Raw genomic sequence first — 13,208 nt, forward strand, 5'->3', positions numbered from 1 at the left:
TCTCATGCCGAAGCTCCTTATTCTGAGCGTCAGCGCCGGCGCAGGACACGTGCGCGCCGCCGAGGCGCTGTGCGCGTATGCGGCGGCCCATCCGGCGGGCGTCGAAGCCGTGCATCTCGACGTGATGGACTACGTGCCCGCGAGCTTCAAGGCGCTCTACGCCGATTTCTATATCAAGCTGGTGTCGCATCAGCCGGCGTTGTGGAGTTATCTCTACCAGAAGACCGATCATGCCTCGCCGCGATCGTTCGGCGAGCGGCTGCGGCGCGCCGTCGAACGCCTGAACTGCCGCGCGTTGCAAGCAGAGATCGAGCGCCATCGAGCCGATGCCATCGTCTGCACGCACTTTCTGCCGGCGGAATTGTTGTCGCGTGAGAGTCGGCGAGGGAATCTGCGCACGCCGGTGTGGGTGCAGGTCACGGACTTCGATCTCCATCGCCTGTGGGTGGTGCCGGGCATGCACGGCTATTTCGCCGCTAACGACGAAGTGGCGTGGCGCATGGCCGCGCGCGGCGTGCCGGCGGCGTCGGTTCATGTGGGCGGCATCCCCATCATGCCCGCGTTCAGCGCGAAGCTGGACCGCGCGGCGTGCGCGTCCGAAGTCGGTCTCGATCCCGAACGGCGCACGCTTCTGATGATGTCCGGCGGCGCAGGCTTGGGCGCGCTCGATACGCTCGCCGCGCGCCTCTTGCGCATGGACGGCGACTTTCAGCTGATCGCCCTTGCCGGCCGCAATGAGTCGATGCTGCGTGCTTTGCATGAACTGAGCGTCAGCTATCCGAGACGGCTTCACGCGTCCGGCTTCACGCCCAGCGTCGAACGGTTGATGGCCTGTTCCGACCTCGTCATCACGAAGCCCGGCGGACTGACCACTTCCGAGTGTCTTGCGATGCATCTGCCGATGATCCTTAACGCGCCGATTCCCGGCCAGGAAGAACGCAACGCCGACTACCTGCTCGAACAGGGCGTCGCGCTGAAGGCCGTCGATGCAGTCGGGCTCGAATATCGCGTTCGTGGCCTCTTGCGCGATCCTTCGCAACTCGACGACATGCGCCGCCGGATCGCGCCGCTCGCGCGGCCGCACGCCGGTCGTTTCGTGCTCGACACGGTGCTGCATGCATTGTCGTCTCCGGCTTCGGAGGCGGCATGAAGGCGTGCCGCTGGTTGCCGGGCGCGCGCACGCTCGCGCTCGTCGCATGGGTCGCGCTGTTGGGCTTCTTCTTCGCCAACGTCGAGATTCAGATCGAAGGCAGCGCGGGCTGGGCCGCGAATCTGCCGACATGGCGCATCGAACACCACTGGCTGCTCGATATCTTCTGGGGCGGCCGCGCGATGACCGGCTATCACGCCTGGGTCTTTCCGTTTATGGCGCTGTGCTTTCACATGCCCGCGATCTTCTTTGCCCGATGGTCGTGGCGCATCGAGGCGCGCATCGTCGCATGCATCATGGTCTTCTGGCTCATCGAAGACTTTCTGTGGTTCGTGCTCAATCCGGCATATGGCCTCGCGCGCTTCGATCCGCTTCATGTGCCCTGGCACAAGCATTGGATAGCGTTCGCGCCGACGGATTACTGGACGATGAGCGCGGCGGCGTGCGTGCTGTTCTTCGTATCGCGACGAGCGGATACGGCTACGGAAGCGACGCGCGATGCGTAAGGTCTTCAACGCGCTGTTCTATGCGGCAGGCGTGACTGTCGTGTCGAGTGTCGTTGCGTCGATGGCGGCAGGCGCCCTCGCACCGACGCCACCGAAGCTGACGCCCGCCGCAAGGCCGCTCAACTGGGCGGAGCCGATGCTGTCCACGCGTATCGAGAACCTGCATCGCATCACGCCTTCGCTGTATCGCAGCGGGCAGATATCGGCGAGCGACTTGCCGCAATTGCACGCGCTCGGCATCCGCAAGATCGTGAGTTTTCGCTCGTTTCATTCGGACGAGGACCTGCTCGCCGGAAGCGGCATCGCGTTGCAGCGCATCCCGATGAATACGTGGGATATCCGCGATGAAGACATGATCGCCGCGCTCAAGGCGCTGCGCGACGTGGATCGCGACGGGCCTGTTCTGATTCATTGTCAGCACGGCGCGGATCGCACGGGACTCGTGTCCGCGCTGTATCGCGTCGTTTATCAAGGATGGAGCAAAGAGGCCGCGGAAGACGAGTTGCTCAATGGCGGGTACGGCTTTCATCCCGTCTGGGGCAATATCAAGCTATACCTCGAACAGGTCGATGTCGAGTGGCTGAGGCAGCAAGTAGGCGCAAAGCCGTTGCGAGGCTGATGTGACGTTATCGAGGCTCGTTCGGTCGGGGGTGCGCATCGGCGTCGCGATACTGGGCTGCTGGATGCTGGCGGCCGTGTGGATTTGCGTGAGCGGCCTCGCCATGCCGCAGGGAAACGCGGATGTGGCGGTCGTGTTCGGCAATGCTCTCAACCGGGACGGGACGCCCGCCTCCATTCTGCGGCCGCGCCTCGAAGCGGCATTGCAATGTCATCGCGCGGGGCAATGTCCGGTGCTCTTCGTGAGCGGCAGTATCGACGGACCCGGTCTCGACGAAGCCCAGGCGATGCGCGCGTGGCTGCGCGAGCGCGGCGTCGCGGACGGCGACATCGTGCTCGACAATCGAGGCGACAACACGCTCGCATCGGCTCGAAACGCGACGGCCTTCATGCGTGAGCGCGGCATGCATCGCGTCATGCTCATCACGCAGTACTACCACCTGCCGCGAGCGCGGCTTGCGTTCGAAAAGTCGGGCGCTCACATCGTGCTGGGCGCCTATCCGCGTCGCTTCCGAGCGATGGATGTGTATTCCAGTTGGCGCGAAGTGCCTGCGTACGCGGTCTATTTCGTTCGCCTCGCGCTCGATCCGGACGCGCAGCCGGTGTCGATTCGGCCGGTGTGGTTCATTCGCGGATTGCTTCGGGATCGCAATCACTGAGGAATCCGAAATGTTCGATGCTCCCGCGCTTCACCGCTTCGCGTTGAGTCTGCGCCAAAGCGTCGTCTTGCTGATCCCCAGCGCCTTGCAGACCGCGTCGCGATCGCCATTGAACGCAGCGAGCGTCGCGCGGATCTGATCCGCTTCGACGGAGCGGCTCATGTCGCGAAGCGACGGATTCGCCATAGCCTCGGCTTGCGCGGGGAATAGCTCGGGCGCGATCACTTGCAGATCGTCGAGCGTCAACGCGACGGGGCGATCGTCGTCGAGCGGCATGTCGGATATCTCGACGGCAATCCGTTCCACGATGTTCTGCAACTCGCGGACATTGCCGGGCCATGCGTGACGCGTCAACGCCTGTTCGAGCGGCGCGACAACACGCGCCGCCGCTTCGCGATTGCGCACGCGCAGCGCCAGTGCCTTGTCGCGCCCCGCCGCCTGCATCAACAGCTCGATGGCCAACGGCAGGATGTCCGACGCGCGCGCGCGCAACGGCGGCAACGCCAGGCTCAGAATATTGATGCGGTAAAAAAGGTCGGCGCGAAACGAGCCGTCCGCGACGCCTTCGACGAGCGTGCGATGCGTCGCCGCGATCACGCGGATATCGACGCGCGTCGGCTCCGTCGATCCGAGACGCATGACCTCTCTCTCTTGCAGCACCCGCAGCAAGCGGCTTTGCAGCGAAGGCGGCATCTCGCCGATTTCGTCGAGAAAGAGCGTTCCGCGATGCGCCGCCTCGATCAGACCCGCCTTGCCGCCCTTGCGCGCGCCCGTGAACGCGCCTTCCTCGTAGCCGAACAGTTCGCTTTCGAGCAGCGCTTCGGGAAAGGCGCCGCAGTTGATCGCGACGAACGGGAAGTCTTTGCGACGGCTCAGGCGATGCAGGCTTTGCGCGACCATCTCCTTGCCCGTGCCGCTCTCGCCGAGAATCAGCACGGTTGCATCGGACTTCGCGTACCGGCGCACGAGCGCCCTCACCCGCTCGATGGCTTCCGACTCGCCGACAACGTCCTCCAGCCGATAGCGCGCGACGAACTCCTGCGCGCCTCGCCGCGATCGGAGGCTTCGGTCGAGCCGCTCGACCGCTCGCGATTCCTGAAACGTGAAGATGGTGCCGTCCGATGCGCCGCCGCTCGCGAGCGGTCCGCGATGAATCGCGTAGCTCACGCCGCGTACCGCGCCGAACACGTCGCCGTCGGATGCCGGCAAGACGCCTTGCAGTTCGGGCGCGACATCCAAGAGCGCCCGGCCGACCACGCGCGATGCATCCAAAATGCCAAGCGCGGCGGCCAGTTGACGATTCATCGCTTCGATGCGCCCTTCGGCATCGACCGCGACGACGCCATCGCGAAGATGCTGCAACAGGTTGTCCAGGCGATTACGGCGGGCGGCCTCGCCGCGCATCGCCTGCGCGACTTCGAGCGCGGTCTCGAACGCCGCGACGACGGACGTGCGTGAATAGAGGAACACGGAGTTCATGCCCGCTTCGGCCGCGAGGTCCGCGACGAGCCCCGGGCCGACTACCACGTCGACGCCGCGGTCGCGCAGGTCCAGTACGAGGCTCTCCGCGTCCTGCGCCGACCGGTACGACTCGCAGATTACCTCGATGCCGTAGGCGGTCAGGAAGCGGCGAATCTCATCGGGCGTGTCGCCGTGCGTGACGAGCGCGACGCTCGCCCCCTCGCGGCGCGCCTTCGTCAGCGCGTGCATCACATCGAAGCCGGTCGGGCTGATGACGACGACCGGCACCGACACCCGGCTCTTGAGATAAGCGCCGTTGGAGCCGCCCGCCACGACGACATCCGGCCGCTCATCGGGCGCGGATTCGATCCTGCGCGCGGCATCTTCGTAGGCGAGCGGCACGACTTCGAGCTCCGCGCGATCCTGGTAAGCGCCCGCGAGATCGATGAACAACGCCCTCAGTCGGCTAATCCCCACCGCCCAGATGCGAGGACGTGACGTGGTTTCGGTTTGCATGGTGTTTTGAATGCCGGGTGGGAGCATGCAGTATGCACGACGATTTCAGTTTTGGAATCGTCGATTCAGGGTGGAAACGGTTCTGCGAGAGTGATTCGGTCTGCCTCTGACGAATCAAGGACTTACGCGCTCTCCGGCGATTGGCAAGTTAGTTGCTTTACGGGCGGACCCCCAGCAGGAGACGAATGTGAATTCTGAATACCAGACGCCAAGCAGCGCAGGAGCGCGGTTCCGCCGCGCCGTCGAGGAAGAATCGCCATTGCAGGTCGTCGGCGCTATCACGGCCTACGCCGCGAAGATGGCAGAAGCGGTCGGCTTCAAGGCGCTCTATTTGTCGGGCGGCGGCGTGGCCGCGAACTCGCTCGGCATGCCGGATCTGGGCATCAGCACGATGGAAGACGTGCTGATCGATGCCCGCCGCATCACCGACGCGTCGTCGCTGCCGCTCCTGGTCGACATCGATACCGGCTGGGGCGGCGCATTCAATATTGCCCGGACCATCCGCTCGTTCATCAAGGCGGGCGTGGCGGCGGTGCATATCGAAGATCAGGTCGGGCAAAAGCGCTGCGGTCATCGGCCGGGCAAGGAAGTCGTGCCGACCGGCGAGATGGTGGATCGCGTGAAGGCCGCGGTCGATGCGCGCACCGACGACGCGTTCGTCATCATGGCGCGCACGGATGCGGCGGCCGCCGAAGGCATCGATGCGGCGATCGAACGCGCGGTGGCGTATGTCGAGGCGGGCGCGGATATGATCTTCCCCGAAGCGATGAAGACGCTCGACGACTACCGCCGCTTCAAGGCGGCCGTGCAAGTGCCGATTCTCGCCAACCTGACCGAATTCGGCTCGACGCCGTTCTTCACCGTCGACGAACTGAAGGAAGCGAATGTCGATATCGCGCTGTACTGCTGCGGCGCGTATCGCGCGATGAACGCCGCCGCGCTCAACTTCTATGAGACCGTGAAGCGCGATGGCACGCAAAAGGCCGCGGTCGAAACCATGCAGACGCGCGCGGACCTGTATAAATACCTGGGCTATCACGCCTACGAAGATAAACTCGACCAGCTCTTTGCTGCGAAGAAATAACCCTTGGGAAGGAGACGACACGATGAGCGAAGCCGATAACAGCACTGCAAACGCAGGCACATTCAAGCCGAAGAAATCCGTCGCGCTGTCGGGCGTGACAGCGGGCAATACCGCTTTGTGCACCGTCGGCAAAACCGGCAACGATCTGCACTATCGCGGCTACGACATTCTGGATGTGGCGACCACGTCCGAATTCGAAGAGATCGCCTATCTGCTCGTGCATGGCAAGCTGCCGAACGTGGCGGAACTGAAGGCGTACAAGACGAAGCTGAAGGCGCTGCGCGGCTTGCCCGCGAACCTGAAGGCCGCGCTCGAATGGATTCCCGCCTCCGCGCATCCGATGGACGTCATGCGCACCGGCGTCTCGGTACTCGGCACCATCTTGCCGGAGAAAGAGGATCACAACATCGCGGGCGCGAGGGACATCGCCGACAAGCTGATGGCCTCGCTCGGCTCGATGCTGCTCTACTGGTATCACTACTCGCACAACGGCAAACGTATCGAAGTCGAAACCGATGACGACTCCATCGGCGGGCACTTTCTGCATCTGCTGCATGGCGTGGAGCCGTCGCAGTCGTGGGTGCAGGCGATGCATGTCTCGCTCAATCTGTATGCCGAACACGAGTTCAACGCGTCGACGTTTACGGGCCGCGTGATCGCGGGCACGGGCTCGGACATGTATTCGGCGATCACTGGCGCAATCGGCGCGCTGCGCGGCCCGAAGCACGGCGGCGCCAATGAAGTCGCATTCGAAATTCAATCGCGCTACGAGACGCCCGACGAAGCGGAAGCCGACATCAAGCGTCGCGTGGAGAACAAGGAAGTCGTGATCGGCTTCGGGCATCCGGTTTATACGATCTCCGATCCGCGCAACAAGGTCATCAAGGAAGTCGCGAAGTCGCTGTCGAAAGAAGCGGGCAACACGAAGCTCTTCGATATCGCGGAACGCCTTGAAACGGTGATGTGGCACGCGAAGAAGATGTTCCCGAATCTCGACTGGTTCAGCGCCGTGTCGTATCACATGATGGGCGTGCCGACTGCGATGTTCACGCCGCTCTTCGTCATCTCGCGTACGTCGGGCTGGAGCGCGCACATCATCGAACAGCGTATCGACAACAAGATCATCCGGCCGAGCGCGAATTACACGGGACCGGAGAACCTCGAATTCGTCCCGCTGGCGAAGCGTTCGTAACCCTTCGCTAAACGCGCCGTCTCAGGCACCGGCGCTCGATTCGATGATGCCTTCACCGAGTCGCGCGCCGGCGGCGCCTACAATAGCCCGAATCTTCGAATGAAGGGTCGCCCTTTCGCATGACCCTTCGAGCGTGGCATGTCAAAGACCATGCAATGACCGAGACACCGCAATGAACAGCGCACACCGCAAACCCCTCCCCGGCTTCTCGCTCGACTACTTCGATGCGCGCGCAGCCGTCGAAGCCCTCGCGCCGGGCGCGTATGACACGCTGCCCTACACATCGCGCGTGCTCGCCGAGAATCTGGTTCGCCGCTGCGACCCCGCGATCCTCGACGCATCGCTGATGCAACTCATCGAAAGAAAGCGCGAACGCGATTTTCCGTGGTTTCCCGCGCGCGTCGTATGTCACGACATTCTCGGGCAGACGGCGCTCGTCGATCTCGCGGGCCTGCGCGATGCCATCGCGGATCAGGGCGGCGATCCCGCGCAAGTGAATCCCGTCGTGCCCGTGCAGTTGATTGTCGATCATTCGCTCGCAGTGGAATGCGGCGGCTTCGATCCGGATGCGTTCGCGAAGAATCGCGCCATCGAAGACCGGCGCAACGAGGATCGCTTCGATTTCATCAACTGGACCAAGAAGGCATTCAAAAACGTTGAAGTGATTCCGCCGGGCAACGGCATCATGCACCAGATCAATCTGGAGCGGATGTCGCCTGTGATTCACGCGGTCGATGGGCTCGCGTATCCGGATACGCTCGTCGGCACCGACAGTCACACGCCTCACGTCGATGCGCTCGGCGTCATTGCTATCGGCGTGGGCGGCCTCGAAGCCGAGAACGTCATGCTCGGCCGCGCGTCGTGGATGCGGCTGCCCGATATCGTCGGCGTGGAGTTGAGCGGCATGCGCCAGCCGGGCATCACGGCCACCGATATCGTGCTCGCGCTCACCGAGTTCCTTCGCAAGGAGAAAGTGGTCGGCGCATATCTGGAGTTCTATGGTGAAGGCGCATCGAGCCTCACGCTCGGCGACCGCGCGACGATCTCGAACATGGCGCCCGAATACGGCGCGACCGCGGCGATGTTCTATATCGACGAGCGGACGATCGAATATCTGCGCCTGACGGGCCGCGACGAGAAGCAAGTGAGTCTCGTCGAGCACTATGCAAAAACCACTGGCCTGTGGGCCGATTCGCTCGCGCATGCGCAATACGAACGCGTGCTGCGCTTCGATCTCTCGACGGTCGTGCGCAACATGGCGGGTCCGTCGAATCCGCATCGACGCTTGCCGGTTTCCGAACTCGCGGCGCGTGGCATCGCGCGTGAATGGGAAAACACGCCCGGGCAGATGCCGGATGGCGCGGTCATCATCGCGGCGATCACGAGTTGCACGAACACGAGCAATCCCCGCAACGTGATTGCCGCGGCGCTGCTCGCGCGCAATGCGAATGCGCAAGGGCTCACGCGCAAGCCGTGGGTGAAGTCATCGCTCGCGCCCGGTTCGAAAGTGGTCGAACTGTATCTGCACAACGCCGGCCTGCTGCCCGAGCTCGAACAACTCGGCTTCGGCATCGTCGCGTTCGCATGCACGACGTGCAACGGCATGTCCGGTGCGCTCGATCCGGCCATTCAACAAGAGATCGTCGATCGCGATCTCTATGCGACAGCCGTGCTCTCCGGCAATCGCAATTTCGACGGACGTATTCATCCGTATGCGAAGCAGGCGTTTCTCGCATCCCCGCCGCTCGTCGTCGCGTATGCGATTGCGGGGACCATACGCGTCGATATCGAACGCGATGCGCTCGGTATCGGCAAGAACGGCCAGCCTGTCTATCTGAAGGACATATGGCCGAGCGATGAAGAGATCGACGATATCGTCAAACAGAGTGTGAAGCCCGAGCAGTTCCGCAAGGTCTACGAGCCGATGTTCGCGCTGAACGCCGCGAGCAATGAATCAATCAGCCCGCTCTACGACTGGCGCCCGCAAAGCACCTATATTCGCCGTCCGCCATATTGGGAAGGCGCGCTCGCAGGCGAACGCACGCTCCAGGGCATGCGCCCGCTCGCGGTGCTCGGCGACAATATCACGACGGACCATCTTTCACCGTCCAATGCGATCCTCGCAACGAGCGCGGCGGGTGAATACCTCACAAAAATGGGCTTGCCCGAAGAGGATTTCAATTCATACGCGACGCATCGCGGCGATCATCTGACCGCGTTGCGCGCGACGTTTGCGAACCCCACGCTCATCAACGAGATGGCTGTCGTGAATGGCGAAGTGAAGAAAGGCTCGCTTGCGCGAATCGAACCTGAAGGCAAGGTCACGCGCATGTGGGAAGCCATCGAAACGTACATGGAGCGCAAGCAGCCGCTCATCATCATTGCGGGTGCGGATTACGGGCAAGGCTCGTCACGCGACTGGGCCGCGAAGGGCGTGAGGCTCGCGGGCGTCGAGGCGATCGTCGCTGAAGGCTTCGAGCGCATCCATCGCACGAATCTGATCGGCATGGGCGTGTTGCCGCTCGAATTCAAGCCGGGCATGAATCGGCAGACGTTCGGCATAGACGGCACCGAGACCTATGACGTGATCGGCGAGCGCACGCCGCGCGCGAATCTCACGCTGGTCATCCATCGCAAGAATGGCGAGCGCGTGGAAGTGCCGGTGACGTGCCGCCTCGATACCGCGGAAGAAGTCTCGATCTACGAAGCCGGCGGCGTGTTGCAACGCTTCGCTCAGGACTTCCTCGAATCGGCGAAGGCAGCGGCCTGATCGCGCACGCTGCATCCAACAAAGGAATCACATGGCATACGCACCTCAGATCAAGATCCCCGCGACCTACATGCGCGGCGGCACCAGCAAGGGCGTTTTCTTTCGCCTGAACGATCTGCCCGAAGCGGCGCGCGTGGCGGGACCCGCGCGCGATGCGCTGCTGTTGCGCGTCATCGGCAGCCCCGACCCGTACGGCAAGCAAATCGACGGCATGGGCGGCGCGACGTCGAGCACGAGCAAGACCGTCATCGTCTCGAAGAGCACCCGGCCCGATCACGATGTCGACTATCTCTTCGGGCAAGTGTCCATCGACAAGCCGTTCGTCGATTGGAGCGGCAACTGCGGCAATCTCTCGGCGGCGGTCGGACCGTTTGCCATCACGAGCGGCCTTATCGATGCCGAGCGCGTGCCGGACAACGGCATCGCGATCGTGCGTATCTGGCAGGCGAACATCGGCAAGACGATCATCGCGCACGTGCCGATAACGAAGGGCGCCGTGCAGGAAACGGGCGACTTCGAACTGGACGGCGTGACGTTTCCGGCCGCGGAAATACAGCTCGAATTCGTCGATCCCGCAGCGGAGGAAGAAGGCGCGCAAGGCGCGATGTTCCCGACAGGCAATATCGTCGACGATCTCGAAGTGCCAGGCATCGGCACCTTCAAGGCGACGATGATCAACGCGGGCATTCCGACCATCTTCGTGAACGCGGAAGACATCGGCTATAAGGGTACCGAGCTACAGGACGCGATCAACGGCGACAATGCGGCGTTGACGCGCTTCGAGACCATTCGGGCATACGGCGCGCTGCGCATGGGCCTTATCAAGAGCCTTGATGAGATCGCCCAACGCCAGCACACGCCCAAGATCGCGTTCGTCGCGCGTCCGGCGGAATACGTCGCGTCGAGCGGCAAGCGCATCGGCGCGGAAGATATCGATGTCCTCGTGCGTGCGTTGTCGATGGGCAAGCTCCATCACGCGATGATGGGCACCGCTGCGGTTGCCATCGGCACGGCCGCCGCGATTCCCGGCACGCTCGTCAATCTCGCGGCGGGCGGCGGCGCGCGTCAGTCCGTGCGCTTCGGTCATCCGTCCGGGACGTTGCGCGTCGGCGCAGAAGCGGTCGAATCGAACGGTGAATGGTCAGTGAAGAAGGCCATCATGAGCCGCAGCGCGCGGGTGCTGTTCGAAGGCTTCGTGCGCGTGCCCAATCCTCGAGATAGCGTCTCTGAGTAGCCGCTTGGGGCGGCGCGCGATGCATCGCAAGGCTCGCTGCGCCGCCGATTCGCTGCTTCCCATGAAGAAGCGCGAGACGCGGTGTTACCGCAGCCCGCCGCTCGCGATGATGCTCTCACCCGTCAGCCAGCGCGCATCGTCCGATGCGAGGAACACGGCGACCGACGCGATATCGTCCGGATTCCCCAGCCGGCCGAGCGGCGTCTGAGCGACGATGCCCGTTTCCATCTCCGAGCCGATGATGCCCGCCGTATGCGTGCCTTCGGTCGCCACCATGCCGGGATTGATCGAGTTCACGCGGATCTTTCTCGGGCCGAGCTCGCGCGCCAGCACGCCCGTGATTGCATCGACGGCGCCTTTGGTGCCGCTATAAACCGCGCTCGCGGGCGGCGTGATACGGCTCACGACCGAGCTTACGTTGATGATGCTCGCGCCTTCGCCCAGATGCTTCGAAGCGGCCTGCGTCACGAGTAGCACGCCCAGCACGTTCACATTGAACTGCTTATGGAAATGCTCTTCGGTGATCTCCTCGATCGGCGAGAACTCATAGATGCCCGAGTTGTTCACGACGATATCGAGGCGGCCATAGGTTTCCACCGCCGCGTTCACGATGCCTTTGGCGTCCGCTGAATTCGACACGTCGCCGCCGACGGCGATCGCCTTGCCGTTAGCCGCGACGATATCGGCCACGACAGCATCTGCGCCATTCCGGCTGCTTGCGTAGTTCACCACCACCGATGCGCCTTCCGCCGCGAGCGCCTTGGCGATGCCAGCGCCGATACCCTTCGATGCACCCGTGACGACGGCCACTTTGCCTGCGAGCTTGCTCATGATCGTTTCCTTGGAATATTGAATACCATGAAGATGGATTCGGCGTTCGGCTTACCGCGTCGAAGCGCCACGTCGCCAATGTAGACATCTCGCGCATGACGATAAAGCGGCCGGAAACGAATTGACTGGCTGGCAATAATGAACAATGCATGCAAAGACCGAAGACATCAGGCGACCGGTCGTGCGGAAGTCCGCCCGCTTCGTTTCGCCGAGGCCTTGCGCCGGCCGCCGCTCGCGGGCGCCGCGAGTTGCGGCGCGGCGAACATATCTACCAGTTGCTCGCGCAGCCAACGGTGCGCGGGCAGCGTTTCGTTGCGCTGATGCCAGAAGAGGCTGATGACGCGATCCGGCGCCTCCAGCGGCGCGCGCACGCTGACCAGTTCGCCGCTTGCCGCCGCCCGCTCGCAAAGATCGCTCGGCAGTACGCCGATGAGATCGCTCGCCCGGATCATGTCGCACGCCACGGTGTAATGGTTCACCGTCGCGACGAGATTGCGCCGCAGTCCGCGCGACGCGAGAAAGGTATCGAACGTGGGCTGCGTCTGGCCCGCGAGGCTGACATCGACATGACGCGCGTTGAGGAAGCGACGCGTCGTCAGTTTGCCCGCTTCGGCGAGCGGATGATCGCGCCGCATGATGCATCCATAATCCACGGTCCACAGCGAACGCGAACGGATATGCGCCGGCGGCAGCGTTTCGTTCACATAGACGCCGATCAGATAGTCCACGCGATTGCCCTCCAGCAGCGCGGGCGCATCGAGCAGGATGTTCGGCACCGTATGAAAACGCACGCCGGGCGCGGTCTTGCCGAAGCGCGTGATGAGTCGCGGCATGACGATGCCCGCGACATAGTCGGACATCGACAGGCTGAAGTTCACGTCGGCGAGCGACGGAAGGAACGTCTGCTCGTCGAGCGCGCCACGGATGCGGCTGAGCGACTCACCGATGGGCCCCCACAAGGCCATCGCGCGTTGAGTCGGCGCGACGCCCGCGCCGTGGCGCACGAATAGCGGATCGCCGAAGGCCTCGCGCAACCGCCCGAGTGCGTTGCTGACGGCCGGCTGCGTGAGCGACAGCTTGGTGGCTGCGCGCGTGACCGCGCCTTCGGTCATCAGTGCTTCGAATACTTTCAGCAGGTTCAGGTCGAGCGTCCGAAAGCTCATAGATCATTCAGCACGTCAATGGAC

11 protein-coding genes are annotated in these 13,208 nt (G+C 63.4%); 8 read left to right on the plus strand and 3 right to left on the minus strand.

Annotated elements, in window-relative coordinates; translation table 11 throughout:
* The first annotated feature begins 4 nt into the window (after positions 1-4).
* The 4 genes from NCR35_RS20790 to NCR35_RS20805 are packed head-to-tail and all read left to right on the plus strand — an operon-like array spanning position 5 to position 2,933.
* On the plus strand, positions 5-1,150 hold the full coding sequence (locus NCR35_RS20790; RefSeq protein WP_250535804.1) for an MGDG synthase family glycosyltransferase: 1,146 nt from the start codon (positions 5-7) through the stop codon (positions 1,148-1,150).
* On the plus strand, positions 1,147-1,656 hold the full coding sequence (locus NCR35_RS20795; protein ID WP_250535805.1) for a hypothetical protein: 510 nt from the start codon (positions 1,147-1,149) through the stop codon (positions 1,654-1,656). Before NCR35_RS20790 ends, NCR35_RS20795 begins: the two co-directional genes overlap by 4 nt.
* A complete protein-coding gene (locus tag NCR35_RS20800) occupies positions 1,649-2,275 on the plus strand; it encodes a dual specificity protein phosphatase family protein (RefSeq protein ID WP_250535806.1) in 627 nt (208 codons plus the stop codon). The genes NCR35_RS20795 and NCR35_RS20800 overlap by 8 nt, the downstream gene beginning before the upstream one ends.
* Position 2,276: 1 nt before the next feature.
* Positions 2,277-2,933, plus strand: a complete 657-nt coding sequence (locus NCR35_RS20805; RefSeq protein ID WP_250535808.1) for a YdcF family protein — start codon at positions 2,277-2,279, stop codon at positions 2,931-2,933.
* A 30-nt stretch (positions 2,934-2,963) separates the two neighbouring features.
* Here the strand turns inward: NCR35_RS20805 and prpR are convergent, their stop codons facing one another.
* Positions 2,964-4,910, minus strand: coding sequence for a propionate catabolism operon regulatory protein PrpR (gene prpR / locus NCR35_RS20810; RefSeq protein ID WP_250535809.1), 1,947 nt, complete (start codon positions 4,908-4,910; stop codon positions 2,964-2,966).
* A 187-nt stretch (positions 4,911-5,097) separates the two neighbouring features.
* On the opposite strand from prpR, the gene prpB reads away from it, so the two are divergent.
* The 4 genes from prpB (at position 5,098) to prpF (ending at position 11,190) form a co-directional block, all read left to right on the plus strand.
* Positions 5,098-5,994: a methylisocitrate lyase gene (prpB, locus tag NCR35_RS20815; protein ID WP_250535810.1), complete on the plus strand. Its 897-nt coding sequence runs from the start codon at positions 5,098-5,100 to the stop codon at positions 5,992-5,994.
* Positions 5,995-6,016: 22 nt separating this feature from the next.
* Positions 6,017-7,186: a bifunctional 2-methylcitrate synthase/citrate synthase gene (gene prpC / locus NCR35_RS20820; protein ID WP_250535811.1), complete on the plus strand. Its 1,170-nt coding sequence runs from the start codon at positions 6,017-6,019 to the stop codon at positions 7,184-7,186.
* A gap of 172 nt (positions 7,187-7,358) precedes the next feature.
* Positions 7,359-9,956 carry a Fe/S-dependent 2-methylisocitrate dehydratase AcnD gene (gene acnD, locus NCR35_RS20825; RefSeq protein ID WP_250535812.1) on the plus strand — a complete coding sequence of 866 codons (2,598 nt, stop codon included), beginning with the start codon at positions 7,359-7,361 and terminating at the stop codon, positions 9,954-9,956.
* 31 nt (positions 9,957-9,987) lie between these two features.
* Positions 9,988-11,190 (plus strand): 2-methylaconitate cis-trans isomerase PrpF, encoded by a 1,203-nt coding sequence (prpF, locus tag NCR35_RS20830; RefSeq protein WP_250535813.1) that lies wholly within the window; start codon positions 9,988-9,990, stop codon positions 11,188-11,190.
* A gap of 84 nt (positions 11,191-11,274) precedes the next feature.
* Here the strand turns inward: prpF and NCR35_RS20835 are convergent, their stop codons facing one another.
* Together NCR35_RS20835 and NCR35_RS20840 are read right to left on the minus strand one after the other, a co-directional pair.
* Positions 11,275-12,021, minus strand: a complete 747-nt coding sequence (locus NCR35_RS20835; RefSeq protein ID WP_250535814.1) for a glucose 1-dehydrogenase — start codon at positions 12,019-12,021, stop codon at positions 11,275-11,277.
* A 167-nt stretch (positions 12,022-12,188) separates the two neighbouring features.
* A complete protein-coding gene (locus tag NCR35_RS20840; protein WP_250535815.1) occupies positions 12,189-13,184 on the minus strand; it encodes a LysR family transcriptional regulator in 996 nt (331 codons plus the stop codon).
* Positions 13,185-13,208: the final 24 nt, after the last annotated feature.

The organism is Caballeronia sp. AZ10_KS36 (genome assembly GCF_023631105.1).
Classification (GTDB): domain Bacteria; phylum Pseudomonadota; class Gammaproteobacteria; order Burkholderiales; family Burkholderiaceae; genus Caballeronia.

What these genes read in the sequence shown, in the direction of transcription:
- prpC (WP_250535811.1), top strand. Translation starts at nt 6,017, where the DNA reads ATGAGCGAAGCCGATAACAGCACTGCAAACGCAGGCACATTCAAGCCG.
- NCR35_RS20835 (WP_250535814.1), bottom strand. Translation starts at nt 12,021, where the DNA reads ATGAGCAAGCTCGCAGGCAAAGTGGCCGTCGTCACGGGTGCATCGAAG.
- prpF (WP_250535813.1), top strand. Translation starts at nt 9,988, where the DNA reads ATGGCATACGCACCTCAGATCAAGATCCCCGCGACCTACATGCGCGGC.
- NCR35_RS20840 (WP_250535815.1), bottom strand. Translation starts at nt 13,184, where the DNA reads ATGAGCTTTCGGACGCTCGACCTGAACCTGCTGAAAGTATTCGAAGCA.
- acnD (WP_250535812.1), top strand. Translation starts at nt 7,359, where the DNA reads ATGAACAGCGCACACCGCAAACCCCTCCCCGGCTTCTCGCTCGACTAC.
- NCR35_RS20800 (WP_250535806.1), top strand. Translation starts at nt 1,649, where the DNA reads ATGCGTAAGGTCTTCAACGCGCTGTTCTATGCGGCAGGCGTGACTGTC.
- prpR (WP_250535809.1), bottom strand. Translation starts at nt 4,910, where the DNA reads ATGCAAACCGAAACCACGTCACGTCCTCGCATCTGGGCGGTGGGGATT.
- NCR35_RS20790 (WP_250535804.1), top strand. Translation starts at nt 5, where the DNA reads ATGCCGAAGCTCCTTATTCTGAGCGTCAGCGCCGGCGCAGGACACGTG.
- NCR35_RS20795 (WP_250535805.1), top strand. Translation starts at nt 1,147, where the DNA reads ATGAAGGCGTGCCGCTGGTTGCCGGGCGCGCGCACGCTCGCGCTCGTC.